Source organism: Neobacillus sp. FSL H8-0543, assembly GCF_038592905.1.
Lineage (GTDB): Bacteria > Bacillota > Bacilli > Bacillales > Cytobacillaceae > Neobacillus.
Window position 1 is genome coordinate 4,078,377 of sequence record NZ_CP151943.1, and the last position, 26,491, is coordinate 4,104,867.

Genomic DNA, 26,491 nt, shown 5'->3' on the forward strand with positions numbered 1-26,491 from the left:
TTTATCTAAGTAATGATAGTATAGCAAAAATTACAACTTAAGGATAAAACTGTATAGAATTATGCGGTAGGACTGTAATTGATTGGAACTGGGTAAACTATTATGAGGACATGCTTTTGGTGAAATATAGTATAAAGACTATCCGCTTTGGGTGTAAAGAAAAAACATTGACAAAAAATAAATCGAAGGCTATAATTACCTTTGTTGCCTTGGGGTGATTCAATTGAAATGGACATTAAGTCAATTACAAAAATATCGAAACAAGGATTTTCAGATTGATGAAATAATTCGGGTTGATGAGATTAAAGAAATTGATCAAACGATTCGTGAAGTCTCGCCGATGCATATAACGGGTCGGGGGGATATTGATTCAACGAAAGTGACATTCCATTTTAAAATAGAAGGTCATTTAGTCCTTCCTTGTTCTCGTACTTTAGTGGATGTTAAACTTCCAATTAATGTCGAAACAACTGAAACTTTCCTCTTACAAGGTTCAGAATATGTAACTGAAGAGGAAGTATATCAAGTAAAAGGGGATATTGTTGATCTAATGCCAGTCATTAGAGAAATTCTTTTACTTGAAGTTCCACTGCAAGTTTTCTGTGAGGATGTTAATCATGAAGATGCTGCTCCACAATCTGGTAAGGATTGGGAAGTTATTCATGAGGAAGGTCAATCCAAAAAGATTGATCCAAGACTAGCAGGACTTGCAAAGTTTTTTGACGAAAAAAATTCTTCTTCCGAATCATAATCAGCAAAACAAGAAGCAAGATGAGGACCAGCGTTCCTGGTCTTCATTACTTTCTTAATACTCTTTAAGGAGGTGGGAAGAATGGCTGTACCTGCTAGAAGGACTTCTAAAACGGCAAAAAGAAAGCGTCGTACTCATTTCAAATTAAATGTACCTGGTATGGTAAGTTGCCCAAACTGTGGTGAAATGAAACTTACTCACCGCGTATGTAAGGCTTGCGGAACATACAAAGGAAAAGACGTTGTTAACGACTAATTTCCATTAGGATAGAAAGCACAAGGGTTTTTAAACCCTTGTGCTTTTGTCGTTTTTATAGGATTATCAAGAATATACATAATAATTACTTAATTTTAAGTGGAAGGGTGATCGGGGTGTCTTATACCATTGAAAGACAGGAAAAGGGCTATTTATTATTTACAATCACAAGAAATGAAAAAAGAAATGCTATTAATTATGACGTCATGGCCGGGTTAATCCATGCCATTGATCGAGCAAAGGAGCCCGATATTAAAGCACTAGTGATTACAGGTGTAGGGGACAGGGCTTTTTGTTCTGGAGGAGACTTATCGGTTTTTCATGCACTAAGGACAAAAGAAGAAGCATATACAATGCTTTCAAAGATGGCAGGGATTCTTTATTCCTTACTAACATTGCCAAAGCCAACAATTGCCCTTATTAATGGTACCGTTATTGGCGGCGGCTGTGAATTAATAGCTGCCTGTGATTTTAGATTAGCAAGAGAAGGAATAAAAGCGGGATTTGTTCAGGGAAAACAGGCAATTACAACAGGATGGGGTGGCGGAACAATCGTAACGGAAAAACTGCCTTCCATACATAGTATGAAGTTATTAATGGAGGCGGAAATACAGACAGCTGAATTCTTAAAAGAAATAGGATATATTGATAAACTTTACAAAGAGGATTCTCTTATAGCATGTGAAAGATTTCTTGAAAAATTATTATCAGTCGATTTGAGTGTTTTGGAATCCTATAAAATGATGTTGATCAGGAAGTGGGAGGAAGGAAACCTCCGTGAAAGAATAGAGAAGGAAGTAAGGAACTGTTCTGTCCTATGGGAAAGTGAAGCGCACCATGAACATGTCCAGAAATTTAATGATAAAAAAATACAGAATTAAGTATAAAAGACAAACTGTTAGCCTTCTATCTTTTCTAGTAGATGCATATGTATGAATAAAAACACTAGGAGGGATAGTGAATGTCACCAACTCGCCAAGATGCATGGTCCCAGGACGAAGATTTATTACTCGCAGAAGTTGTGTTAAGACATATTCGAGAAGGCGGAACGCAGCTGCAGGCATTTGAGGAAGTAGGAAAACAGCTATCGAGAACATCTGCGGCATGTGGATTTCGATGGAATTCATTTGTGAGGAAACAATATAAATCAGGGATAGAACTGGCAAAGAAGCAACGAAAAGAATTAAAAAAGCAAAGCCAAAATACAGACGTTGATCGTACAGAGAAATATCCAGTAGAGGAAACGGTGACACTTTCATCTCATGGTGATTCAATCTCCTACCAGACTGTTATTCAGTTCTTGGAAGGCCTCCATAAAAAAGCGGAAACTTCTTTAGGTTTGGAAACGGCTCTGGAAAGGTCCAATGAAAAAATTCAAATCTTAGAAAAGAAAACCTATTCTCTTTCAGCAGAGAATGAACGATTAATCAAAAATTTAAAGGCGATTGAAGAAGACTATCGTTCCTTAATTGAAATTATGGAAAGAGCGAGGAAGATGGTTGTTTTGCAAGAAACAGACCGTCAGCAAAAAGTGAAATTCCAAATGGATAAAAACGGGAATCTTGAAAGAGTTGAAAAATAGGAAAAAGCGGACGATTGTCCGCTTTTTTTAATGGTGCTGGGCCTCTACGCCTTTTGGGTACCAGACAAGCGGATTCTCTCCGCGGTCACGCTCCATTTCATAATCAACTGGAGTAAACTCCATTTTTTCCCAAAATGTACTAGACTTTACCCTCGGATTTGTCTTTATTGGAATACCGAAGCTTTTCGCAAAATCCACAAGCGTTCGACCATAACCTTTTCCTTGATACTCAGGCAAAACCTCAAGTTTCCATAATTCTAAATAACTTTGTGGAGGATAGAAATAACGGTCAAATTTAGCTTCTATTTGATAGAGGCTCATCCTTGCTACTAATTTGTCCCCGAAATAAATCCCATAAAAAGGCGATTCACTATCATTATCTACCATATTTGCCTCTAGATCCTCAAGCATCGACAACTCTTGAATACCATATTCTTTAAACTTTTTAAATTCTTCTAGTGTTTTAAAATTCACCTTTAATTTCTCAACTTTCAATCTCATATGGCAGCCTCCTAAAATGATTTCCATCATTAGTCTGTATATATTCATTTAACATTGAATAATATGGAGAGGAACTAATATTGGATTATTCTAAATGAATTAATTTCATTATATAACAAAGATACAAAAAATTCTTTAAATAATAAACTTTAAGATAACGTTTTCATCATTTGCAGGAAATTCAGCAAATCATATAGAATCCTTTAAATGGAGCCATAAAGGGAAATGAAAGGGGAAATATTGTGCATAGAATTCTATTTGCCAACAGGGGAGAAATTAGTGGACCTATTGATTGTACTAGAATAGCAGAGTGGGGTGAATAATGTGGCAGAAGTAAACACCGTAAATGATCAGTTAAAAGAAAAAAGGAAAACAATCGAAGCGGGTGGACTCCCGAAATATCATGAAAAGCTTAAAGAACAAAATAAACTTTTTTGTAGGGATCGCCTAAATTTATTGTTTGATGACGGTATATATGAGGAAGACGGGAAATTTGCAAATGTTCTTGCTGGGGATTTGCCTGCCGATGGCGTTGTTACTGCAATTGGTAAGATCAATGGGCAAACAGTTTGTGTAATGGCAAATGACTCAACAATTAAAGCGGGCTCATGGGGAGCAAGGACGGTAGAAAAAATTATTCGTATACAAGAGGTAGCAGAAAAACTGAAAGTACCCCTTTTCTACCTTGTTGATTCTGCGGGCGCTAGAATTACAGATCAATTAGAAATGTTTCCAAACCGCCGTGGGGCAGGAAAGATTTTTTATAACCAGGTGAAACTATCAGGAATGATTCCGCAGGTATGTATTCTCTTTGGACCATCAGCTGCTGGCGGCGCCTATATTCCAGCTTTTTGTGATGTGGTTATCATGGTTGATCAAAATGCCTCTATGTATCTAGGTTCACCGCGAATGGCCGAAAAGGTAATCGGTGAAAAAGTGACACTTGAAGAAATGGGCGGAGCCAGGATGCATTGTACTGTTAGCGGATGCGGTGATGTGCTTACCTATAGTGAAGAAGAAGCGATTGAATCAGCAAAAAAATATATCAGTTATTTTCCCGCAAGTTTCAAGGAAAAATCAAAGCTTGTTGAGGGGAAAGCACCAACGACAGGGCGTGAATTAGAAAAAATTATCCCTGTAAATCAAAATGCTCCATTTGATATGTATGAAGCAATTAATAGAATAATTGACGAAAACAGCTTTTATGAAATTAAAAAGCTATTTGCTCCAGAATTAATTACTGGATTTGCTAGGATCGAAGGCAGAGCTATCGGTATTATCGCTAACCAGCCAAAGGTAAAGGGTGGTGTATTATTCGTAGATTCTGCGGATAAAGCAGCTAAATTTATACAGCTATGTGATGCGTTTCATGTGCCGCTATTGTTCCTTGCTGATGTTCCTGGGTTTATGATTGGGACGAAGGTGGAACGAGCAGGAATTATCCGCCATGGTGCCAAGCTGATTGCCGCGATGAGTTCTGCTACGGTACCGAAAATATCAGTTATTGTTAGGAAAGCATACGGTGCCGGCCTTTACGCGATGGCTGGACCAGCATTTGAACCAGATTGCTGTATTGCCTTACCAAGTGCCCAAATTGCAGTTATGGGACCAGAAGCGGCTGTGAACGCGGTTTATTCCAATAAAATCAATGAGATTGCAGATCCAAAAGAGCGAGTGGCCTTTGTGCAAGCGAAACAACAGGAGTATAAAGAGCATATTGATATTTATCGCTTAGCATCAGACTTAATTGTTGATGATATTGTTGCACCTTCAGAACTAAGAAATGTGTTAATTCAGCGATTTGCTTATTACGAAACCAAAGAAATAACCTTCAGTACCCGCAAACACCCGGTTTATCCCGTTTGAGTAAAAAGTCCCGTTTCGATAGAAATCGAAATGGGACTTTTTTGGCTCTGTAAAAAGGCCATTGGTGATTTTATAACAATGTTGATTGGAGCGGAAAGCGAAGTGCCTGGAGCTCCAATCAACAGACATTTTAACAAAGCCATTCTTTTTACCAACAAACTAACAAACTAGCAGATTCTTCTGCTAAAATATGATTAAAAGCAGAAGTAAAATGAGGGGTTATCATGAAAATTGGCATTATAGGTGCTGGTTCCATTGGATTATTATTTGCATCAAACTTAAGTAGTGTGTTTAGCGTGACACTTTATACTAGAACAAGTGAACAGGCAAAAGAAATTAATGATCATGGTCTTCATCTCCTAAAAGGAACAGAGCAGATGAAAGCTGATATTTTAGCACGGCCTTTCAATGACTGGAGTGGGACAGAAGACTTAACCATCGTAGCGGTCAAACAATATCAACTAGATTCTTTGCTAAGGAAACTAAATGAGGCAGATAGTCAGCAGGACCTATTATTTTTACAAAATGGAATGGGACATTTAAAACAGTTGGATACGCTCCAATCTAAAAATATCTTTGTGGGTTCTGTTGAACATGGTGCCCATAAGGTTAATGCTTTTACCGTCCGTCATAATGGTGAAGGAAGAATTAATGTGGCTGTTTTTAGAGGCGAGGCAGCTAAACTAAGTGATCTCGCAAAAAAAGCTCCCATCGATTTTCCATTTACATTAAAGGATGATTACTATGAGATTCTCGTAAATAAGCTGATCGTCAATGCGGTGATTAATCCATTATCTGCACTGCTTAATGTAAAGAACGGTGAATTAGTAGATAATCCTTTCTATTTTGCTGCTCTAAGTAATCTATTTTCTGAGATCGCGTTCATTTTAGATGTAAAAAATCCTGATAAACTGCTCAAACAAATTATTAATATATGTAAAAAAACAGCAGATAATCATTCCTCTATGCTAAAAGATGTAGAGGCAAGGAGAAAGACCGAGGTGGATGCGATTTTGGGATTCCTAATAGCGAAAGCTAAAGAACAAGGAAAAAAAGCTCCATTAGTTGAAAGCTATTATTTTTTTATAAAAGGGAAAGAAAAAAATTGGAGGGATAGTGAATGAATTCGATACTATCATCTATCATTACTATTTTCTTTACTCTGCCTTTCCTGGGACTCATAATCATTTATTTTTTGTATAAAATGATAACAAATGACTCTCGCAAATCATTTCATAAAGCCTTAGATTACTCAACTGTTTTATTTATTATAGCTGTTCACTTCTTACTTATTACTATAATCGGCAAATCGTTTTTCTGGTTAATTTTATTATTAATGATTTTGATTGCAATGGTTTTCGTTGTTGTTCACTGGAAGGTCAAAGGTGAAATTATCTTATTTAAGGTGTTTAAAGGCTTTTGGAGATGTAATTTTCTATTCTTTTTTTTAGCATATATTTCCCTAACCGTTTATGGTTTGTTGCACCGTGCAATAACGTTTTCATTTTTTTAAGCAAAGATTTTTTTAATTATGGCTGTTAATGCTATACTCTTAAAAGAATAATATGGTTAAGCAGAAAGGAAGTACATAAATGGAGATGTTAAATCTCTCTTTACCAGCAACAAATCGGTTTGCATCAAGTTATCTGAAACAATCCGCGGAAATTCTTCCGTTTTTTCACTATCGGTTTAATGATTTAACCGAAGATCAGAAAAGGGTGGATGAATTAGGTAATCGGCAGTTTCCGCGTAAAGAGGCAGCAGAACACATAGAGACTTATATGGAACGTTTTCCGTCATCAGAAGCAGTGAAAAACTCACTTGCAAAACTAAAACAAGAGAATAGTGTGGTTGTAATCGGCGGGCAACAGGCCGGAATTCTTACTGGTCCTCTTTATTCCATACATAAGATTGTTTCCATTATTAAATTAGCAGAACAGAAAGAAAGACAACTCGGTATACCTGTTATCCCTGTTTTTTGGATTGCGGGGGAAGACCATGATTTTCATGAGGTAAACCATGTATTTATACCTACTGGGTTAAAGGTGGATAAATGGACCTACCCAGAAAGGGTTCTGGAAAAGAAAATGGTTTCGGATATAGTCCTATCTAAAGATATCTGCCGAACTTGGGTGAAGGATTTAATAGAGAATTTCGGTGAGACAGCACATACAACAGAGCTATTAGCTTTTTCGGAAGAACAATTATTGAATTCAACTACCTATGTTGATTTTTTTGCCAACATTGTTATGGAACTATTTAAAGACTATGGGTTATTAATTGTCGATTCAGGAAACAGCAAATTCCGATTGCTGCAAAATGAGTATTTTACTAAACAAATCGAGCATCACGCTGCAATCACCCATCATTTACTTGAACAGCAAAGTATGATCAGTAAAAAAGGCTTTCCAATCACCATTGAATCAAATGAGCATGCGGCTAACTTATTTTATTATAATAAAAGGTCAAATGAACGAGTGCTGCTTGAGTATGATGATTTAAATAATCGATTTATAGGAAAAAACGGCGGTGTTTCCTTTACAAAGGAAGAATTAGTGGCAATTGCGACCGAAGATCCAGCTAAACTAAGCAATAATGTGGTAACAAGGCCATTAATGCAAGAGTGGTTATTCCCGACAGTCGCCTTTATTGCAGGACCAGGTGAAATTTCCTATTGGGCTGAATTAAAGCAAGTTTTTGAACATTTTGAGTTGAAAATGCCGCCTATAGTACCAAGACTAAATATAACATTCCTCGACCGCGCGGTGGAAAGGGATATTAATGAGTTACATTTGGACCTGACAACTGTTTTGAGTAAGGGAACAACTGTTGATAAGGAACTATTTCTAGAATCAATTAAGGATCGGGAAGTAACTGACCTATTTACAGTGGCCAAAGACCAGTTATTAAAACAGTACCAGCAAATTGAAGCAAAGACGATTGAGCTAAATCAAAGTCTGCTCCCGTTATTAAAGAAAAACGAGAGTTATCTGCTGAAGCAAATTGGATTTATGGAATCCAAGCTAGAAGAAACCGTTAAATTAAAGCACGATGTGGTATTAAATAAGTATGCCCGTATTGATTATTCATTACGTCCGGACGGTTTTCCTCAAGAACGAGTGTGGAATCTCTATTATTATTTAAATCTGTATGGTTTTAGCCTTATTAAAGGACTAATGGAACTTAGCTATGATTTTGACGGCCGCCATAAAGTAATAAAAATATAAAGAAACTTCATTTTTTAAGTGAAGTTTCTTTTTTTTGGCTGAAAACATCTGGATAAAAAAGGATTTTATTAAAATGGGTAGAATATTAAAAAATAGGTGGAGGAAAGTGGGGGATTGTGGTACATTTTAAATAGAAAGTGGGGGTACCGGGTATGTTAATGGGTGAATACCATCATAGCATTGATATGAAAGGCCGGATGATTGTGCCTTCGAAATTCCGCGATGAACTTGGAGACATGTTTATTATTACGCGCGGTTTGGATCAATGTTTGTTCGGTTACCCATTATCCGAGTGGGAGCTAATAGAAGAAAAGCTAAAAGCCTTACCGCTTACCAAGAAAGATGCCCGGGCATTTACTAGATTCTTCTTCTCCGGAGCGACAGAGAGCGAACTGGATAAGCAAGGCAGAATTAATATCCCAGCACCACTGCTTCAGTATGCAAAATTAGAAAAAGAATGTGTGATTTTGGGTGTTTCCAATCGAATCGAGATATGGAGCAAACAGATTTGGGAAGAGTATTTTTCAGAGTCTGAAGAATCTTTTGCTGAAATCGCAGAAAATATGATTGGGTTTGATATATAATGGATAAATTATGTTTGTATAATAATACTATTGTATATCGTGCGATTGGAAAAGGTGATTAATAATGTTTGAACATACTACTGTATTACTAGAAGAAGCCGTCGATGGATTAAAGATAAAACCTGACGGTATTTATGTTGATTGTACCTTAGGTGGGGCTGGACACAGTTCCCTCATACTTTCAAAGCTTGGGGAAAATGGAAAATTGTATGCCTTTGATCAGGACGAAGTAGCTATTGCAAATGCTAGAGAAAAATTGTCCATTTATGGTGAACGACTAAAAATAATAAAGAGTAATTTTTTATATCTTAGAGATGAACTTGAAAATATAGGGATTGATCAAGTAGATGGGATTCTTTATGACCTTGGTGTTTCATCCCCACAATTAGACACTCCAGAAAGGGGATTTAGTTATCATCATGACGCTCCGCTTGACATGCGTATGGATAACGAAGCTCAACTTTCAGCCTATGATGTAATTAATCATTGGTCCTACGAGGATTTAGTTCGGACCTTTTTTCGCTATGGCGAGGAGAAATTCTCTAAACAAATAGCGAGGAAGATTGAAGCAGCAAGAGAATTAAAGCCAATTGAAACAACCTTCGAATTGGTAGAGCTGATTAAAGAAGGCATCCCGGCTCCTGCGAGAAGAAAAGGCGGACATCCCGCTAAGAGAATATTTCAGGCAATAAGAATTGCTGTTAATGATGAATTAGCAGTGTTTGAAAAATCCCTGCAGCAGGCAATCGAACTAATTAAACCAGGTGGAAGAATAAGTGTCATCACTTTCCACTCATTAGAGGATCGGATTTGTAAAGTAACTTTCAAAAAGGCAAGTGACCTGCCTGACTTACCACCAGGTTTACCGATTATTCCAGATGAATATCAGCCAATTTTGAAGTTAGTCACTCGTAAACCAATTCTTCCATCTGAAGAAGAATTAGAACATAATAATCGTGCGCGCTCTGCGAAGCTCAGGATTGCAGAAAAAAACGATAAAAAATAATCTAATAATATAATCTTGGAGGGGAAAGAATGAGTAATCTTGCCAGGGAATTCCAGCAACAGCAGCAAGCAGAAAGAACTATTCAAGAACGGAGTATTGTAAAAACCAAAAAGCAATGGCTTACCCCTGGGGAGAAGATCATCGGTTTGGTATTTACTGGATTTATTTGCTTTGGTGCCGTACAGCTTATCTCGAATCAAGCAGAAATTTATCAGGTAAATAAAGATATTCAGGTAGTACAAGCATCGATTAATGAACAGGTAAGAGTAAACAGCGATTTAGAGGTGCAAGTAAGTGAGCTTAGTAAGTACGAACGGATTTTGGAAAAGGCGAAGCAAATGGGACTTGTATTAAACGAAAATAACGTCAAGGTTGTGCATGAGAAATGAACAAAAAACAGCCATATATGAATTTCGGAGCAGCTGGATTATTTTTATTCTTCAGCCTGCTCTTTTTTATATTAATCTTTCGGTATTTTTCCATTCAATTCACTGGTGAGGTCGGAGCACAGCCGCTTGCCGCAAAAGCTGAGCAGAAATATAACAGAGAAGGAATCCTTGAGGCAACAAGAGGAATAATTTTTGATCGAAATGCTAAGGTAATCGCAGAGGATGCGACAGCCTATTCCCTAATAGCGATTTTAGATAAAAAAATGACAACAAATCCAAAAAAACCTAGACATGTAAAAGATGCAAAAAAAACTGCTGCGGAATTGGCAAAATTTATTGAGATGGAAGAGTCGGAGATTTATAGTATTTTAACAAAAGATCAGTTCCAAGTTGAATTTGGGAAAGCTGGAAGAGATATTACTCATGAAATGAAGCAGGAAATCGAAGCTTTAAAGCTTCCGGGAATTACCTTTATTAGTGACTCTAAAAGGTTTTATCCTAATGGAATATTTGCTTCTCACTTAGTAGGTTATGCTGACAGAGTTGATGAAAAAACTACGGTTAAAAGCTATGTGGGAAAAATGGGAATTGAACAAGAATTAAATGAAAAATTAACAGGGAAAAATGGAAAAATTAATTATGATAGTGATTTATGGGGTTATTTGCTGGCTGATGGAGAGGAGAAAATTATCCCTGCACAAAATGGGAATGATGTCTATTTAACTCTCGATTCAAAAATTCAAACTTTCCTTGAAGATGCTATGAATAAGGTGGATTTAGATTATAAACCAAAGAAAATCATTGCTATTGTAGCTGATCCGAAAACAGGCGGAATTTTAGCAATGGGTCAAAGACCCTCTTTTCATCCAAAAACAAAGGTGGGAATCGAAGAAAGCTGGCATAATGAAGCGATCGAGACATCTTTTGAACCAGGTTCTACGATGAAAGTATTTACACTTGCTGCTGCAATTGAGGAAAATGCTTTTAATGCGAACGACATATACCAATCTGGTTCATATAAAGTTACGGCCAAGGACAAGGCCATTCATGATCATAATATTAGAGGATGGGGACCAATTACCTACCTTGAGGGTGTTCAGCGTTCGTCGAATGTTGCTTTTGCTAAGATTGCCAATGAGAAATTAGGATTTGAAAAGTTTCGCGAATATTTGACTGCCTTTGGATTGGACCGCCCCACTGGTATTGATCTTCCAAATGAAACGACTAGTAAAATTCAATATACTTACCCAATTGAAAAAATCACCACTGCATTTGGGCAAGGAACTGCGATTACTCCTATCCAACAAGTCCAGGCTGCAACAGCCATTGCAAATGGCGGCAAAATGATGAAACCTCATGTGGTAAGTAAAATTGTTAATCACGACACAAAAGAAGTTATACATGAAACAACACCAGAAGTTGTAAATACACCCATTTCGGAAAAGACAGCAAAAGAAGTTCTTGATATACTCGAAACGGTTGTCAGCAATGAAGAAACCGGTACTGCCACACGCTATCAAATTGATGGGTATAGCGTCGCTGGAAAAACCGGAACGGCTAATATTCCAGGACCCAAGGGTTACTTAACAGGACCAAATAATTATATCTTTTCTTTCTTAGGCATAGCGCCAAAGGATGACCCAAAATTAATTGTCTATATTGCGGTTCAACAGCCGAACGTCGATTACTATGGTGATGGAGCCATTCCTGTAGCAGAAATTTTTAATCCCGTGATGAAAAACAGTTTACAGTATTTAAACATCCAACCATCAGAGCAAGAGCAGGCATCGAAAACGAAGTTAGCAAATTTTATCGGTCAAACGGTTGAAGAAACAAAAAACACCTTAACTAATTTGGGATTGGAAACGGTTGTTCTTGGGGATGGCTTAAAAGTGTCAGACCATCTGCCTAAGGAGGGGGCAATGATCCTTGAAGGCGAAAAGGTTATTATCCAAACAGAAGGGGACATGAAAATTCCTGAAATGTATGGCTGGTCCCTTAGGGATGTGATGAAGGTTGCCAATCTTACAGATTTAAAACTAAATTCAACCGGGAGCGGTTATGTGATGAAACAAAATATTAAAGCTGGTTCCTTAATAAAGAAGGGCGATTTCTTAATCATTGATTTAAAAAGTCCTGAGGAAAAATTAAGAATCGAGAACGAGGATAAGGATACGAAAGAATCAGAAAACAGTCTTGAAGGAATGGTCTGGGATTAGGAAGAATAGCTTTAACAGGTGGGACGAAGACGTTCTATTCGCCGTAGTACAAGCATATATTTGAACGACTAGATAAAGGAGGCTCGTTCATTATATGCGTGTTTCAAATGTAACTGTCCGTAAACGGTTAACTATTGCAATGTTCATTGGACTACTTATATTTTTAATTATTGATGTTCGGCTGGGATATGTACAGTTCATTCTGGGGGATAAACTGACCGGTCAAGCAAAGGGTTCATGGAGCAGGAATATTCCTTTTGAACCTGAACGCGGCGAGATAGTCGATCGGAATGGCGTGGCGTTAGCTACAAATGTTAGTGCTCCAACGGTGTATGTTGTACCCAGACAAGTCAAAGACCCTGCAACTATCGCAGAAAAGCTTGCATCTGTGTTAAATATACCCAAAGAAAATGCTTACCGGCAGATTACGCAAGGCGAATCTATCGTCAGAATAAAAGAAGGTAGAAAAATTTCACATGAAAAAGCTAAAGAAATTAGAGCCTTAAGCCTTGAAGGGGTATATATTGGAGAAGACTCGAAAAGACATTATCCTTTCGGAAGCTACCTTTCACATGTTCTTGGATTTGCTGGCGTAGACAACCAGGGCTTAATGGGTTTAGAACTTTATTATGATAAAGAGCTTAGTGGTGAAAGAGGCTCAGTAAAGTTTTATGCAAATGCCAAAGGTGAAAGAATGAATGATATGGCAGATGATTATGAACATCCCGTAAATGGTCTTGATTTGAAGCTTACCGTTGATACAAAAATTCAAACCGTAATTGAAAGAGAGTTAGATATTGCCGAGGCCGCTTATAATCCAGACGGAATTATTGCGATTGCAATGGATCCGAATAATGGGAAAATATTAGGAATGTCCAGCCGTCCTACCTTTGACCCAGCAAACTTTAGAAATGTCTCACAAGAGGTGTACAATCGGAATTTACCTGTTTGGTCAAGCTATGAGCCGGGATCGACCTTTAAGATCATAACGCTTGCTGCAGCACTGGAAGAAGGTAAAGTAGACCTGGAGAATGAGCATTTTCATGATCACGGTTCGGTTGAGGTTGCAGGCGCAAGGCTGAAATGCTGGAAAAGAGGTGGGCATGGAAGTCAAACCTTCCTCGAGGTTGTTGAAAATTCCTGTAACCCTGGATTTGTCGAATTGGGACAAAGATTAGGCAAAGACACTTTATTTAAATATATAAAAGATTTTGGATTTGGGCAGAAAACAGGAATTGATTTAGCGGGCGAAGGCACAGGTATTTTGTTTAACTTAAACCGGGTGGGTCCGGTTGAATTAGCAACAACTGCTTTTGGCCAGGGAGTTTCAGTTACACCCATCCAACAAGTTGCGGCCGTTTCAGCTGCGATTAACGGCGGGATACTATACAAGCCATATATTGCAGAAGAGTTGATTGACCCTGTTACCAAAGAAGTGGTCATGAGGAATACTCCAGTTGAAAAACGGCGAGTTATTTCTGAAGAAACGTCCAAAGAAATTCGCCATGCGCTGGAAAGTGTTGTCGCCAAAGGTTCAGGCGGTAAGGCCTTCGTTGATTCCTATCGTATTGGTGGGAAAACGGGGACAGCACAAAAAGCTCAAAACGGAAGATATTTAGAAAATAACCATATTGTTTCATTTATGGGCTTTGCACCTGCAGATGATCCTCAAATTGTTGTTTATGTTGCAGTCGATAATCCAAAAGGGGGACTTATCTTCGGTAGTACCGTATCAGCACCAATCGTAGGGAATATTCTCGAGGATAGTTTGCGCTCAATGGGAGTGAAGCCAAGGAAAGGTCAGATTGAAAAAGAATTAACATGGCCGGATGTTCCGTTAATTACTCTGCCTGACTTTGTTGGGATGACAAAAAATGAAATTCGAGAACAAATGGTTAATCTTCAGATTGATGCCAGCGGAAAGGGAGATGTTGTTCTAAGGCAATCACCTGAACCTGGAACAAAAGTAAAAGAAGGCTCGAAAATTAGACTTTATTTCGGTGAAGATGAATAAACATTAGTATACTATGTGGTTGAAGGGCGGTCGGAATGTTTTTCCGCCGTCCGTTTTTTGGCGATTATATTAACCCCGCCAATTTGTAAATGGCATTATTACATCGTTTCATGTAAAATAAAGTGAAACTTTCAGCAGAGGACTTTTGCGGTCAATTTTTGTTTTTTGTAAAAGTCATGAAAGGATTTGAGAACATGAAGCTGCAGAAGCTAATTGAACATTTACATCTCCTATCTCCTTTTATAGGAGAAAATCCTGAAATTACTTCGGTTGAAAATGATAACCGAAGAGTGCAAAAAGGTAGTTTATTTATTTGTATTAAGGGACATTCAGCAGATGGTCATGATTTTGCAGAATCCGCTGTTCAAAAAGGAGCAGTTGCTATACTGGCAGAGAGATCTATGCCAATTGATGTGCCAGTAATAGTTGTGAAAGATACAACAAGGGCAATGGCTGTAATTGCAAATGCTTTTTATGACCAGCCTTCAAAAAAACTGCACTTAATTGGAATAACAGGGACAAATGGGAAGACGACCATCAGTCATTTAATTGAAAAGATTTTTGCGGATGCTAATAGAAAAACGGGTCTTTTTGGAACGATGTATACAAAAATCGCTGAAAAAATAGTAGAAACGAAAAATACCACACCAGAAAGCCTAGTTCTTCAAAATGGCCTTCATGAAATGGTTGATGCTGGTGTAGAAGTGGCAGTTATGGAGGTATCCTCACATGCGCTTGATATCGGGAGGGTCCACGGATGCGACTATAATGTTGCGGTATTCACTAATCTCTCTCAGGATCATCTTGATTACCATCAAACAATGGCTGAGTATCTTCATGCCAAAAGCTTGTTGTTTGCGCAGCTCGGAAATACATTTAATGAAAAAGAGCCTAAATTTGCGATATTAAATATCGATGATCCTGTCTCTTTAGTCTATGAAAAATCAACTGCAGCACATATAATTACATATGGAATTGACAATCCAGCAGATTTCCTTGCTAAAAATATTCAAATCACCTCAGCAGGGACTAGTTTCGATTTGATGCTAAAAAATGAAAAATACCCAATTAACTTACAACTTGTAGGTAGGTTTAGCGTCTATAATGTCTTAGCTAGCATGGCTGCAGCATACGTATCAAATATTCCAATAAATAGAATTATCGATTCAATTGAGGACAATAAAGGCGTAGCAGGAAGATTCGAACTTGTAAATGCTGGACAGGATTTCATGGTTATTGTTGATTATGCTCATACACCGGATAGTCTTGAAAATGTATTGAAAACCATACAGCAGCTTGCAGCAAATAGGATTTTTGTCATTATTGGCTGCGGTGGAGACCGTGATCGAACGAAACGTCCATTGATGGCGAAGATAGCCTGTCGTTATGCTACTGATCCTATTTTTACTTCGGATAATCCGAGAAGTGAAGATCCCTTAGCTATTTTGAACGAAATGGAAGCGGGTGTACGAGGAGAAAAATATAGTAAGATACTTGACAGAAAAGAAGCGATTGTTACTGCCATTAAACAGGCATCAAAAGGGGATATTGTTTTGATTGCCGGAAAAGGTCACGAAACATACCAAATTATCGGCAATAAGGTTTATGATTTTGATGACCGGGTGGCGGCTAGGGAAGCAATTGAGGAGAGATAAGGATGTACTTAGCTTTTAAAGATGTAGCAGATTTATTTGCTGACAGGAAGGGTGTACAAGAAACGGATCACTTTTACTGCACTGTGTGTGATCAGGCCAATATCAGGCAGCCAAAAGGATTATTCATTGCAATGAATGACGACGCAGGAGAATTAATGGAAGCTATTGCTAATGGGGCAATAGCTGCAGTCTGGGATAATAAAAGAAAGCTGCCGCGTTATACCCCGACTCAATTTCCTGTTTTTTTTACAAATGACACCATGGGAGCCGTTCGGGAGATATTAAAAAAATACATTGAAAAAATAGATGGAGATCAAACTGAAAAAATGAATATGACAAACTTTTTATTAACAAATAATGAACTTTTTACCGATAATCAAGAAACAATAGATAGTAGCGGAATGATAGAAAAACTAACTAATAAAATTGAAACCAATGATACAGAAAGGAGGGGATAAAATGCTGGAGCAAGCTATTTTTTTCACAATTTTAATGGGTTTCCTCATTACAGTATTGCTCTCGCCAATTTTCATTCCCTTCTTAAAAAGGTTGAAATTTGGACAAAGCATTAGGGAAGAAGGTCCTAAATCACACCTAGTCAAAACAGGGACACCGACAATGGGCGGAATAATGATTTTATTTTCAATCATTATAACTACTCTTGTGATGACTGGAAAGTTTTCAGAGCCGACAGTAAAAACGTATTTACTCGTCATTGTTACCTTTGGTTTTGGTCTTTTAGGATTCCTAGACGACTTTATCAAAGTTGTTTTAAAGCGGAATTTAGGATTGACTTCAAAACAAAAGCTATTGGGACAAATAATTATTTCGGTTATTTTTTATTTTATTTATAAGCAAAATGACTTTTCTACAGTAATTAGCCTTCCGTTTAGTGATTTTTCTTTTGACTTAGGCTGGGGATATGTATTTTTTATTATTTTTTGGCTAGTTGGATTTTCGAATGCTGTTAACTTAACGGACGGACTTGATGGATTACTTTCCGGAACAGCTGCTATTGCCTTTGGGGCTTTTGCTGTACTTGCCTGGAATCAATCACAGGTGGAAATTGCTATCTTTTCTGTAGCTGTTGCTGGTGCTGTCTTGGGCTTCTTAGTATTTAATGCACACCCAGCAAAGGTGTTCATGGGTGACACGGGCTCACTTGCACTTGGGGGGGCCATTGCGGCGATTGCCATCTTAACAAAACTTGAGATATTACTTTTAATTATTGGTGGAGTATTTGTGATTGAAACCTTATCGGTCATTCTCCAGGTTTTTTCTTTTAAAACAACAGGCAGGCGTATATTTAGGATGAGTCCATTACATCATCACTATGAATTAGTGGGCTGGTCAGAATGGCGAGTAGTTGTCACCTTTTGGAGTGTAGGATTAATATTAGCGATACTAGGTATCTATATTGAGGTGTGGTTATAATTGAAGCAGATTGAAACGTATCATCATAAAAAAATTTTAGTACTTGGTCTTGCAAAGAGCGGGGTAACTGCTGCAGCGCTCTTACACAAGCTAGGTGCCTTTGTCACAGTTAATGATAAAAAGCCGCTATCGGAAAATCCAGAAGCGCAAGGACTATTAGAACAAGGCATTAAGGTCATTTGTGGTGATCATCCAATAGAGCTTCTTGATGAAGGTTTTGAGTTAATCGTAAAAAACCCTGGAATTCCTTACCAAAATCCAATGATTGAAGGGGCTATCGAAAAAGGTATTCCTATTCTTACTGAAGTGGAATTAGCCTACCAAATATCGGAGGCTCCATTCATTGGAATTACTGGAACAAACGGAAAAACAACGACGACAACATTGATTTTTGAAATGTTGAAGGAAGGAAATAAACACCCGCTAATCGCTGGAAATATCGGTACAGTGGCTTCTGGTGTAGCACAAGAGGCAAAGGAGGAAAATAATATTGTCATTGAATTATCCTCCTTCCAATTAATGGGGATTGATGCCTTTTGCCCGAAAATCGCCATAATTACTAACCTTTATGATGCCCATCTGGATTATCATGGTACAAGAACAGAGTACGTAACTGCAAAAGCAAATATCACAAAAAACCAGTCAGAAGCAGATTATCTCATCGTCAACGCTGAACAGGATGAAGTGATGAGCATAGCGAAACAATCAAAGGCTGCTATCGTTCCCTTTTCAACAAGAAGAGTCCTTTCTAAGGGGGCTTATATTTTGGAAGATTGGATTTGTTTTAATGGTGAGAAAGTAATGGCAGTCAGTGAAATTGCCTTGCCAGGTGTACATAATCTTGAAAATATTTTATCTGCTATGGCAGCAGCAAAGCTTACTGGAGTGGGGAATGAGGCAATTCAGGCAGTTCTCCAAAGGTTCACTGGTGTTAAACATCGCCTCCAATATGTGGATGAAATTGCTGGAAGAAAATTTTACAACGATTCAAAAGCGACAAATATGTTGGCAACTATACCTGCGTTACAGGCATTTAAAAACCCGGTGGTTCTCTTAGCAGGAGGACTTGACCGTGGAAATGAATTTGATGAGTTGATACCCTATTTGAAAAATGTGAAAGCAGTCATCACCTTTGGCCAAACAGCAGCAAAAATTGAACGTGTGGCGCAAATTGCTGGAATAAAACAGATCAAGCATGTCGATAATGTTGAAAAGGCTGTGCCTGAAGCTTATCGATATTCTGAATCAGGCGACGTTATTTTGTTATCTCCTGCCTGTGCCAGCTGGGATCAATATAAAACTTTTGAAGTCAGGGGAGACATTTTTATCGAAGCGGTGCATAAGCTTAAATAAGGGCTTGTACACAAAGAGTTTTTCCAATTGGCTCTGCTATAGCCCTAAAACTGTTGTTGAGGTGTAGAGTGGTGCCGACAAAGAAAACGACTCCTGATTTTATTTTACTAATAATTACATTAACGCTTTTGGCAGTTGGACTTATCATGGTTTATAGTGCTAGTGCTGTATGGGCAGAATATAAATTTGATGACTCCTTCTTCTTTGCAAAAAGGCAAATTCTTTTTGCTGGTGTAGGTATTGTTGCTATGTTTTTTATTATGAATATTAACTATTGGACCTGGCGAACATGGTCGAAAACAATTGTAATTATCTGTTTTGTTTTATTACTGCTTGTTTTGATCCCTGGAATTGGAAATGTTCGAAATGGTTCACGGAGCTGGATTGGCATTGGAGCCTTTTCTATCCAACCATCAGAATTTATGAAACTTGCAATGATTGCTTTTTTAGCAAAGTTTTTATCCGAGAGGCAAAAGTTGATTACATCCTTCCGAAAGGGTTTAGTACCTTCTTTAGGGCTTGTGTTTGTTGCCTTTGCCTTAATCATGTTACAGCCTGATTTAGGCACTGGTACAGTGATGATCGGGACATGTGTGGTAATGATATTTATTGCTGGTGCGCGAATTGGCCATTTTGCTTTTCTGGGGTTGTTAGGATTAGCTGGATTTGTCGGGTTGATTGCTTCTGCCCCGTACAGGATAAAACGGATTACCTCATTTTTGGATCCATGGGAGGATCCACTAAATAGCGGATTTCAAATTATTCAATCGCTTTATGCAATTGGTCCAGGTGGTTTGTTTGGACTTGGTCTTGGAGAAAGCAGGCAAAAGTTCTTTTACCTCCCTGAACCACAAACGGACTTTATTTTTGCCATTTTGTCAGAAGAGTTAGGATTCATTGGCGGATCGTTTATTATCCTTTTGTTTGCCTTGTTACTATGGAGAGGTATACGAATTGCACTTGGTGCTCCAGATTTATATGGAAGTTTTCTCGCAGTTGGTATTATTTCTATGGTGGCAATTCAAGTTATGATCAATATCGGAGTTGTTACTGGTTTAATGCCAGTCACAGGAATTACGTTGCCTTTTTTAAGCTATGGAGGTTCCTCATTAACATTAATGTTAATGGCCATCGGTGTTCTTTTAAACATAAGCCGATATGCTAGATACTAAGACACCCTGTGATGTAACAGGGTTCTTTTTATTTGTTTTTTACAATTACATAACATTCACTTTGCAATACCTACCTTATCCTCATTTTTGTAGTAAGATAGGGTAAGCAATCAGCTGAAACGTAATACATTTACCCGAGGTGGAAATATGAAAATAGTAGTTAGCGGCGGTGGAACGGGAGGGCATATATATCCTGCACTTGCACTCATTAGAGAAATCCAAAAAGAATCGAATATAAATGCGGAATTTTTATACATTGGTACAAAAAACGGATTGGAAAGTACACTTGTACCGAGAGAAAGGATCCCTTTTAAGGCTATACATATTACAGGTTTTAAAAGAAAGCTTTCTATAGATAATATTAAGACTGTAGTTCGATTTTTTACAGGTGTAAGGGATAGTAAAAGAATGTTAAAAGAATTTAAGCCTGATATTGTCATTGGAACAGGTGGATACGTTTGTGGTCCAGTGGTTTATGCTGCAGCAAAATTAAAAATTCCAACGATTGTTCATGAACAAAACAGTGTCCCAGGTTTAACAAATAAGTTTTTAAGTCGCTATGTAAACAAGATTGCCATTTGTTTCGATGAGGCCAAAGAACATTTCCCTGACGATAAAGTTGTTTTCACTGGAAATCCGCGAGCATCTGAAGTAATTGGGAAGGACGGCATCCAAGGACGTTTATCTGCTGGGCTAAGTACAACTTTACCAGTAGTGTTAATCTTTGGCGGAAGCCGTGGTGCAAGACCAATTAATGATGCAGTTATTAAATCACTTTCGGAGTTGGGTGAAAAACCATATCAAGTGTTGTATATTACTGGGGATGTACATTATCAAGAGGTAAAAGATGAGGTCGAATTAGTGGGGAACCCAAAAAACGTCGTGATTAAGCCGTTTATTCATAATATGCCAGAGGTGCTTGCTGGCGTTGATTTAGTCGTCTCAAGGGCAGGCGCTACGACACTGGCAGAAATCACTTCACTCGGCATTCCGAGCATCCTTATCCCAAGCCCATATGTAACAAACAATCACCAAGAAAAAAATGCAAGGTCTCTTAGTGATCATGGAGCTGCCGATTTATTATTAGAAAAGGATTTAAATAGCATAACGTTATTACAGTATATTGATAGAATTTTGTTAAATAAGGAAACCCTGAAAGAAATGAAAACGAAAGCAAAAAAGTTAGGTGTTCCCGATTCTGCGGGCAGAGTTTTTGAACTTATGAAAATGCTGGTTAATAATAAATAAAAGTAGCCCAAATTATTTTATTGCATAAATTATAAGTAACGCATGTTTTGAAAGATAGGTGATTGGAATGGACGGATTATTAAATGAATTAGAAGAATTAAATATAGGCAAAGTCAAGAGGAATGAATTACTTTCCCAGCATACTACAATGAAAATTGGAGGTCCTGCCGACCTTTTTATTGAACCATCTTCAGTTGAGAATATCAGGAAAGTGATCGGTTTTATTAATAAGCATCAGTTACCCTGGAGGGCGATTGGAAGAGGTTCTAATTTATTAGTCTCGGATAAAGGAATAGAGGGTGCAGTCATTAAGCTGGGTGCTGGCCTTTCTAATCTGACAATAGAAGGGACAAAAATTACAGTTGGTGCAGGTCATTCACTTATTAGCTTATCGACAATGATAAGTAAAAAAGGGCTTTCAGGTCTAGAGTTTGCTAGTGGAATTCCGGGGTCTGTTGGTGGTGCCGTATACATGAATGCGGGTGCACATGGTTCCGATATCAGTAAAATATTAACAAAGGCTCATATTTTATTTGCTGATGGTACTATAGAATGGCTCTCGAATGTTGAAATGGAGTTTTCTTACAGGACTTCCGTACTACAAAAGAAACGCCCAGGCATTGTTCTAGAAGCAGAATTCGATCTCACCGAGGGTGACAAAGCTTCCATCGTAGCCCAAATGTTAAAGAATAAAGATTATCGTAAAGAAACACAGCCATGGAATTTCCCATGTGCGGGCAGTATTTTTCGAAACCCACTTCCGAATTATGCGGGCAAATTAATAGAAGAGGCAGGCTTAAAAGGATTTAGTATTGGCGGTGCAAAAATTTCTGAAATGCACGGAAATTTTATTGTTAATGCCGGTAATGCTACCGCAAAAGATGTACTTGATTTAATTCAGTATATTAAAGAAAAGATCGATCAATTATATTCAATTAATATTGAAACGGAAGTAGAAATTATTGGCCGTGATTAACAAGAAATAGTCGGACGAATTACAAATTTTGTGATATAATTACTCATTATAAATACGTGTAGAATTAAAGAAAATGAATGACGGCATGATTATTCGTGCCGTTGTTTTCTCTTTATAGGTATTTCAAACAAATGGAAAAACTCATTTTGGTTTTCTTTCGGGCATGCTAAGTGATGTTCTTGATGGAGGGAAGTGTATGGATAAAGGTAAGATTGTTGCGCTAGAGGATCGAATTCCGAAGTTAAAGGAGCAAAGACGACGAAAAGCAAACAGACGGCTAATTTTTCTGCTCTTTTTATTCTTTACAATGATTGCTGTTGTCGCATATGTACAATCTCCATTAAGCCATGTTAAGAAGATTACCGTGAAAGGCAATGAGTTGCTAACGACCAGCGAAATAATAAGTATCACTAAGATTTCCAAAAAAACAAATATTTGGAGTGTAAATCGAGAGGAAATTACATCGAAACTGCAGGGTTTGAGTGAAATTAAGGAAGCGGAAGTAAAAATTAATTGGCCGAACACAGTTGTAATTCAAATGAAGGAACATAAAATAAATGCCTATTTACAAAGGGATAAATCATATTATCCTGTCATGGAAAACGCTGAAATTTTAACGGATAGAGAAATGGAAGGAATACCTGTCAGCGCACCAATATTATTTGAATTTAAAGAAGATACAATCCTTAAAGAAATGATTATAGAATTGGACAAGCTGCCTGCTGAAATTGTAAACTCTATATCTGAAATACACTATTCTCCTAAAAAAACGGACGATTATCATATAACCTTATTTATGAATGATGGTTTTGAGGTAAATGCGACATTAAGAAGTTTTTCAGAAAAGATGGCACATTATCCTTCAATTATAAGTCAGTTAAATCCAGACAAGAAAGGCATCATTGATCTAGAGGTAGGTTCGTTCTTTCGGGCATTTGAAGTGGAGGCGGAAGAAACAGATGTTGAGAAAGATAAGGGTGAAGGGTAAGCATGTTGTTTTATCCCTAGTATGCCTTGTTCTTGGATATATAATGGCTTTTTCCTATCATTTTACTCAGAAGGAAATAAAACAAGAGCATACAAATATATCAGGCAAACAATGGGAAGAAACGCTAGATTTAAGAAATAAGCTTATTTCACTGGAGGAAACCAATCGTAAACTGCAAAAGGAATTACACCAAAAGCAAGATAAGGTTCTGGAGAATGAAAAGGATTTGTCAAAAGAGGCACAAGTGTTTTTAACACTTGCTGAAGATGCGGAAAAATACCGGATGTTTTTAGGAAAAGTTAAGGTAAAAGGTAAAGGGGTAACTGTTACTTTAGCAGATGGTGATTACAATCCAAATGAACCAAATATTAATAATTACCTGGTCCATGAGTACCATGTATTTAAAGTAATAAATGAGCTTTACATATCTGGTGCTGCAGGAATTGCGGTTAATGGGCAAAGGCTATCAAGCCAATCTTACATTATTTGTGACGGACCTGTTATTACTGTAGACGGTATACAGCATCCCGCTCCCTTTGTGATAACGGCAATAGGGGACCCTGATGTTTTATCTTCTGCACTAAATCTTACCGGGGGGGTTAAGGATCAGCTTGTTAACGATAATATAGTCTTTTCGCTTGAAAAAAAGAGTGAAATTCTTTTAAATCCCATTTTAGGGAAATCCTAATGTAGTTAGTAAGTGTCCACGTGAGATTAATTTAAAGGTAAGGTGAAAGAAGTGGACTGGCATAAAAAAAATATAAGTTTTATTGTGATTTCTGCAGTTGTTGGTTTTATGATTGCCATCCAATTTCAAACCGTTAAAAAACCTGTTGAACGGGACACAAGAGATATTTGGCAGCTGCGAGAGGCATTGCTAAAGGAAAAAGAATTGCAATCAAGTTTACTAACTGAAATTCGCTCAATTGAAGAGAAACTTCTAGCATATGAATCAGAGCGGAAACAAAGTAAGGAACAGGCATTACGGGATACTTTAGATGAGTTGAAGGTAGAGGCAGGGATGACAATGGCAGAGGGTCCTGGAATTACCTTAAGTGTTGAACCTATGATTGAAGAATTTCAATTGGGTTCCCAGATTAAAAAAGTTGTATCACCCGAACTTTTAAAGAGACTATTAAACGAATTAAATATGTATGATGCAAAATATATATCGATTGATGGACAACGAATTATTAATACGACTGTTATCAGAGATATTAATAATGAAACAAAGATTGATGGCCACTCCTTGAAAAATCTTCCAATTGAAATAAAGGTTGCTGCAGATAATAGTGCAGCAGCAGAAAAATTATATAATCGAATGAAGGCTTCAAAAGCCACAGAAGAGTTTTTTATTGAAGACCTTCGATTAGTGGTTAATGAGGTCAGCCCAAAAATTACTGTTCCAGCATACGAAAATCCGATTCGGATTCGGCATTTTGAACTGGTGAAAGAGGTAGAAGGAGGCGATGGTTGATGTGGCTTCCGCTACTAGGGCTAATTGTCGGGATTATTCTTGGATTACTAACGGATATTAGAATCCCGGAAGAATACTCGAATTATTTATCAATAGCCGTTTTGGCTGCCCTAGATACTTTATTTGGGGGAATAAGAGCTCATTTACAAAATATTTATGATGAAAAAGTATTTGTATCCGGATTTTTTTTCAATATTTTACTTGCTGCAAGTTTAGCTTTTCTAGGTGTACATCTTGGTGTAGACTTATATTTAGCAGCAGTTTTTGCCTTTGGTGTCCGCTTATTTCAAAATATTGCTGTTATTAGACGAATATTATTGACAAAATGGTCAACGAACAAAGAAAAATTAGAAAAAAGTTGATTTTTTTAAAGGGAATCATTTAGATGTGACGAATAATTTTATATGATATAGAGGTGTGACAATAATTTTTTCATATCTATATATATATAATTAATTGTTGTTCGACTGAAGGAATGCTGAAGGAGGTGCCAAAGAATGAACAGCAATGAGATATATGTTAGTCTTGACATCGGTACATCCAGTGTAAAAGTTATCATTGGTGAAATCGTCAATGACTCTATTAATATAATTGGTGTTGGGAACGTTAAATCAGAAGGTTTACGCAAGGGATCGATTATTGACATTAATGATACCGTTCATTCAATTAAAAAGGCGATTGAGGAAGCAGAAAGAATGATTGGGATGGAAATCCGACAGGTGATTGTTGGAATTTCTGGAAATCAAGTTACTCTTGAGCCATGTCATGGTATAGTTGGGGTATCAAATCAAAATCGTGAAATTACAAATGAAGAAGTCAGACGTGTCATTGAAGAGGCACAAGTAGTTTCAATTCCCCAGGAAAGAGAAATTATTGGGGTAATCAGAAAACAGTTTATTCTTGATGGCAAGGATGAAATAAATAATCCTTGCGGTATGATAGGCGTTCGTTTGGAAGTGGAAGGGACGCTAATTACTGGTTCTAATGCTATCATAACGAATACATTGCGTTGTGTTGAACGTGCAGGCTTAGAGGTTGTGGATATTGTTTTACAGCCGCTTGCTGCAGGAGAATATGCCTTATCAAAGGATGAGAAAAACCTAGGGGTTGCACTTATCGATCTTGGCGGCGGTTCTACAACGATTGCCGTGTATCAGGAAGGGTTTTTAAAGTCAACAAGTGTGGTTCCAGTTGGCGGAGACCTGATAACGAATGATCTTTCCAAGGTATTACACACTTCTACCGAGGATGCAGAAAAAATTAAAGTGAAATATGGACATGCTTTTTATGATGATGCCTCTGAGGATGAGTTCTTCAGCGTTCCGATTATCGGAAGCGAACAGCATCAACAATTTAATCAGCTCTATGTTTCTGAAATTATTGAAGCTAGAATGGAAGAGATTTTTGAGTTAATTGCTCATGAACTAAAACGACTTGGTGTAAGTGATTTGGGTGGAGGCTATGTCTTAACGGGCGGAACCGCTAATATGCAAGGTGTATTAGAGCTTGCACAGCTAATCTTCCAAAGTCCAGTTCGCAAGGCAGTTCCAAATTATATTGGAGTAAGAGATCCTCAATTTACTACTGCCGTTGGTTTAATAAAATACGCCTACAAGAATTCTAGATTGCCAGGTGGTACAAGCGTTGGTGCAGCAGCCATCTCAGAGCCAATCGAAAAGAAAGTACCTAAACAGCAGCAACCAAAAGCAAAAACAGAAAAGCATCCGGAAGATAAGATGTCATCAAAAGTAAAAAAATTCCTTGGTCTCTTTTTCGAGTAGAAAAATACGAAAA

26 protein-coding genes are annotated in these 26,491 nt (G+C 37.6%); 25 read left to right on the forward strand and 1 reads right to left on the reverse strand.

Annotated features, from left to right (window positions below):
• Nucleotides 1-223: 223 nt before the first annotated feature.
• From NSS81_RS20570 to NSS81_RS20585, 4 genes are all read left to right on the forward strand, one after another.
• Nucleotides 224-751 (forward strand): YceD family protein, encoded by a 528-nt coding sequence (locus NSS81_RS20570; protein ID WP_342430495.1) that lies wholly within the window; start codon nt 224-226, stop codon nt 749-751.
• Nucleotides 752-832: 81 nt separating this feature from the next.
• Nucleotides 833-1,006, forward strand: a complete 174-nt coding sequence (rpmF, locus tag NSS81_RS20575; RefSeq protein ID WP_342430496.1) for a 50S ribosomal protein L32 — start codon at nt 833-835, stop codon at nt 1,004-1,006.
• A gap of 116 nt (nt 1,007-1,122) precedes the next feature.
• Nucleotides 1,123-1,887 (forward strand): enoyl-CoA hydratase/isomerase family protein, encoded by a 765-nt coding sequence (locus NSS81_RS20580; RefSeq protein ID WP_342430497.1) that lies wholly within the window; start codon nt 1,123-1,125, stop codon nt 1,885-1,887.
• Between the two features lie 80 nt (nt 1,888-1,967).
• Nucleotides 1,968-2,588 carry an RsfA family transcriptional regulator gene (locus NSS81_RS20585; RefSeq protein ID WP_342430498.1) on the forward strand — a complete coding sequence of 207 codons (621 nt, stop codon included), beginning with the start codon at nt 1,968-1,970 and terminating at the stop codon, nt 2,586-2,588.
• A gap of 27 nt (nt 2,589-2,615) precedes the next feature.
• Here the strand turns inward: NSS81_RS20585 and NSS81_RS20590 are convergent, their stop codons facing one another.
• Complete coding sequence (locus NSS81_RS20590; protein WP_342430499.1) at nt 2,616-3,089, reverse strand: N-acetyltransferase; 474 nt, start codon at nt 3,087-3,089, stop codon at nt 2,616-2,618.
• A 324-nt stretch (nt 3,090-3,413) separates the two neighbouring features.
• Here NSS81_RS20590 and NSS81_RS20595 point away from each other — a divergent pair, with 324 nt between their 5' ends.
• From NSS81_RS20595 to ftsA, 21 genes are all read left to right on the forward strand, one after another.
• Nucleotides 3,414-4,955, forward strand: coding sequence for an acyl-CoA carboxylase subunit beta (locus NSS81_RS20595; RefSeq protein WP_342430500.1), 1,542 nt, complete (start codon nt 3,414-3,416; stop codon nt 4,953-4,955).
• Nucleotides 4,956-5,179: 224 nt separating this feature from the next.
• Nucleotides 5,180-6,079 carry a 2-dehydropantoate 2-reductase gene (locus tag NSS81_RS20600; RefSeq protein WP_342430501.1) on the forward strand — a complete coding sequence of 300 codons (900 nt, stop codon included), beginning with the start codon at nt 5,180-5,182 and terminating at the stop codon, nt 6,077-6,079.
• Nucleotides 6,076-6,468, forward strand: coding sequence for a DUF3397 domain-containing protein (locus NSS81_RS20605; protein ID WP_342430502.1), 393 nt, complete (start codon nt 6,076-6,078; stop codon nt 6,466-6,468). The genes NSS81_RS20600 and NSS81_RS20605 overlap by 4 nt, the downstream gene beginning before the upstream one ends.
• A gap of 79 nt (nt 6,469-6,547) precedes the next feature.
• Nucleotides 6,548-8,182, forward strand: a complete 1,635-nt coding sequence (gene bshC, locus NSS81_RS20610) for a bacillithiol biosynthesis cysteine-adding enzyme BshC (RefSeq protein WP_342430503.1) — start codon at nt 6,548-6,550, stop codon at nt 8,180-8,182.
• Nucleotides 8,183-8,334: 152 nt separating this feature from the next.
• Nucleotides 8,335-8,766: a division/cell wall cluster transcriptional repressor MraZ gene (mraZ, locus tag NSS81_RS20615; RefSeq protein ID WP_342430504.1), complete on the forward strand. Its 432-nt coding sequence runs from the start codon at nt 8,335-8,337 to the stop codon at nt 8,764-8,766.
• A gap of 64 nt (nt 8,767-8,830) precedes the next feature.
• Nucleotides 8,831-9,772, forward strand: coding sequence for a 16S rRNA (cytosine(1402)-N(4))-methyltransferase RsmH (rsmH, locus tag NSS81_RS20620; RefSeq protein ID WP_342430505.1), 942 nt, complete (start codon nt 8,831-8,833; stop codon nt 9,770-9,772).
• A 29-nt stretch (nt 9,773-9,801) separates the two neighbouring features.
• Nucleotides 9,802-10,161, forward strand: coding sequence for a cell division protein FtsL (gene ftsL / locus NSS81_RS20625; RefSeq protein WP_342430506.1), 360 nt, complete (start codon nt 9,802-9,804; stop codon nt 10,159-10,161).
• A complete protein-coding gene (locus NSS81_RS20630) occupies nt 10,158-12,380 on the forward strand; it encodes a penicillin-binding protein (protein WP_342430507.1) in 2,223 nt (740 codons plus the stop codon). Before ftsL ends, NSS81_RS20630 begins: the two co-directional genes overlap by 4 nt.
• 94 nt (nt 12,381-12,474) lie before the next feature.
• Nucleotides 12,475-14,394 carry a stage V sporulation protein D gene (locus tag NSS81_RS20635; RefSeq protein ID WP_342430508.1) on the forward strand — a complete coding sequence of 640 codons (1,920 nt, stop codon included), beginning with the start codon at nt 12,475-12,477 and terminating at the stop codon, nt 14,392-14,394.
• A gap of 194 nt (nt 14,395-14,588) precedes the next feature.
• Nucleotides 14,589-16,049, forward strand: a complete 1,461-nt coding sequence (locus NSS81_RS20640; protein ID WP_342434094.1) for a UDP-N-acetylmuramoyl-L-alanyl-D-glutamate--2,6-diaminopimelate ligase — start codon at nt 14,589-14,591, stop codon at nt 16,047-16,049.
• 2 nt (nt 16,050-16,051) lie between these two features.
• Entirely contained in the window at nt 16,052-16,507 is a 456-nt protein-coding gene (locus NSS81_RS20645; protein ID WP_342430509.1) for a hypothetical protein, read from the forward strand.
• A 1-nt stretch (nt 16,508) separates the two neighbouring features.
• Entirely contained in the window at nt 16,509-17,483 is a 975-nt protein-coding gene (mraY, locus tag NSS81_RS20650; RefSeq protein ID WP_342430510.1) for a phospho-N-acetylmuramoyl-pentapeptide-transferase, read from the forward strand.
• Nucleotides 17,484-18,836, forward strand: a complete 1,353-nt coding sequence (gene murD, locus NSS81_RS20655) for a UDP-N-acetylmuramoyl-L-alanine--D-glutamate ligase (protein WP_342430511.1) — start codon at nt 17,484-17,486, stop codon at nt 18,834-18,836.
• A gap of 71 nt (nt 18,837-18,907) precedes the next feature.
• Nucleotides 18,908-20,008, forward strand: a complete 1,101-nt coding sequence (gene spoVE, locus NSS81_RS20660) for a stage V sporulation protein E (protein WP_342430512.1) — start codon at nt 18,908-18,910, stop codon at nt 20,006-20,008.
• A gap of 147 nt (nt 20,009-20,155) precedes the next feature.
• Nucleotides 20,156-21,256 (forward strand): undecaprenyldiphospho-muramoylpentapeptide beta-N-acetylglucosaminyltransferase, encoded by a 1,101-nt coding sequence (murG, locus tag NSS81_RS20665; RefSeq protein ID WP_342430513.1) that lies wholly within the window; start codon nt 20,156-20,158, stop codon nt 21,254-21,256.
• 67 nt (nt 21,257-21,323) lie between these two features.
• Nucleotides 21,324-22,232: a UDP-N-acetylmuramate dehydrogenase gene (gene murB, locus NSS81_RS20670; protein WP_342430514.1), complete on the forward strand. Its 909-nt coding sequence runs from the start codon at nt 21,324-21,326 to the stop codon at nt 22,230-22,232.
• Nucleotides 22,233-22,428: 196 nt separating this feature from the next.
• Nucleotides 22,429-23,220 carry an FtsQ-type POTRA domain-containing protein gene (locus tag NSS81_RS20675; protein ID WP_342430515.1) on the forward strand — a complete coding sequence of 264 codons (792 nt, stop codon included), beginning with the start codon at nt 22,429-22,431 and terminating at the stop codon, nt 23,218-23,220.
• Nucleotides 23,192-23,908, forward strand: coding sequence for a DUF881 domain-containing protein (locus NSS81_RS20680; protein ID WP_342430516.1), 717 nt, complete (start codon nt 23,192-23,194; stop codon nt 23,906-23,908). Before NSS81_RS20675 ends, NSS81_RS20680 begins: the two co-directional genes overlap by 29 nt.
• Before the next feature lie 51 nt (nt 23,909-23,959).
• Nucleotides 23,960-24,697 (forward strand): DUF881 domain-containing protein, encoded by a 738-nt coding sequence (locus NSS81_RS20685; RefSeq protein ID WP_342430517.1) that lies wholly within the window; start codon nt 23,960-23,962, stop codon nt 24,695-24,697.
• Nucleotides 24,697-25,059, forward strand: coding sequence for a small basic family protein (locus NSS81_RS20690; protein WP_342434095.1), 363 nt, complete (start codon nt 24,697-24,699; stop codon nt 25,057-25,059). Before NSS81_RS20685 ends, NSS81_RS20690 begins: the two co-directional genes overlap by 1 nt.
• A 135-nt stretch (nt 25,060-25,194) precedes the next feature.
• Nucleotides 25,195-26,478 (forward strand): cell division protein FtsA, encoded by a 1,284-nt coding sequence (ftsA, locus tag NSS81_RS20695; RefSeq protein ID WP_342430518.1) that lies wholly within the window; start codon nt 25,195-25,197, stop codon nt 26,476-26,478.
• The last annotated feature ends 13 nt before the right edge of the window (nt 26,479-26,491 follow it).

Coding starts and splice junctions, on each gene's coding strand:
- rpmF (WP_342430496.1), top strand. CDS start 833: ATGGCTGTACCTGCTAGAAGGACTTCTAAAACGGCAAAAAGAAAGCGT.
- NSS81_RS20585 (WP_342430498.1), top strand. CDS start 1,968: ATGTCACCAACTCGCCAAGATGCATGGTCCCAGGACGAAGATTTATTA.
- NSS81_RS20590 (WP_342430499.1), bottom strand. CDS start 3,089: ATGAGATTGAAAGTTGAGAAATTAAAGGTGAATTTTAAAACACTAGAA.
- NSS81_RS20600 (WP_342430501.1), top strand. CDS start 5,180: ATGAAAATTGGCATTATAGGTGCTGGTTCCATTGGATTATTATTTGCA.
- NSS81_RS20605 (WP_342430502.1), top strand. CDS start 6,076: ATGAATTCGATACTATCATCTATCATTACTATTTTCTTTACTCTGCCT.
- bshC (WP_342430503.1), top strand. CDS start 6,548: ATGGAGATGTTAAATCTCTCTTTACCAGCAACAAATCGGTTTGCATCA.
- mraZ (WP_342430504.1), top strand. CDS start 8,335: ATGTTAATGGGTGAATACCATCATAGCATTGATATGAAAGGCCGGATG.
- rsmH (WP_342430505.1), top strand. CDS start 8,831: ATGTTTGAACATACTACTGTATTACTAGAAGAAGCCGTCGATGGATTA.
- ftsL (WP_342430506.1), top strand. CDS start 9,802: ATGAGTAATCTTGCCAGGGAATTCCAGCAACAGCAGCAAGCAGAAAGA.
- NSS81_RS20630 (WP_342430507.1), top strand. CDS start 10,158: ATGAACAAAAAACAGCCATATATGAATTTCGGAGCAGCTGGATTATTT.
- NSS81_RS20635 (WP_342430508.1), top strand. CDS start 12,475: ATGCGTGTTTCAAATGTAACTGTCCGTAAACGGTTAACTATTGCAATG.
- NSS81_RS20640 (WP_342434094.1), top strand. CDS start 14,589: ATGAAGCTGCAGAAGCTAATTGAACATTTACATCTCCTATCTCCTTTT.
- NSS81_RS20645 (WP_342430509.1), top strand. CDS start 16,052: ATGTACTTAGCTTTTAAAGATGTAGCAGATTTATTTGCTGACAGGAAG.
- mraY (WP_342430510.1), top strand. CDS start 16,509: ATGCTGGAGCAAGCTATTTTTTTCACAATTTTAATGGGTTTCCTCATT.
- murG (WP_342430513.1), top strand. CDS start 20,156: ATGAAAATAGTAGTTAGCGGCGGTGGAACGGGAGGGCATATATATCCT.
- murB (WP_342430514.1), top strand. CDS start 21,324: ATGGACGGATTATTAAATGAATTAGAAGAATTAAATATAGGCAAAGTC.
- NSS81_RS20675 (WP_342430515.1), top strand. CDS start 22,429: ATGGATAAAGGTAAGATTGTTGCGCTAGAGGATCGAATTCCGAAGTTA.
- NSS81_RS20680 (WP_342430516.1), top strand. CDS start 23,192: ATGTTGAGAAAGATAAGGGTGAAGGGTAAGCATGTTGTTTTATCCCTA.
- NSS81_RS20690 (WP_342434095.1), top strand. CDS start 24,697: ATGTGGCTTCCGCTACTAGGGCTAATTGTCGGGATTATTCTTGGATTA.
- ftsA (WP_342430518.1), top strand. CDS start 25,195: ATGAACAGCAATGAGATATATGTTAGTCTTGACATCGGTACATCCAGT.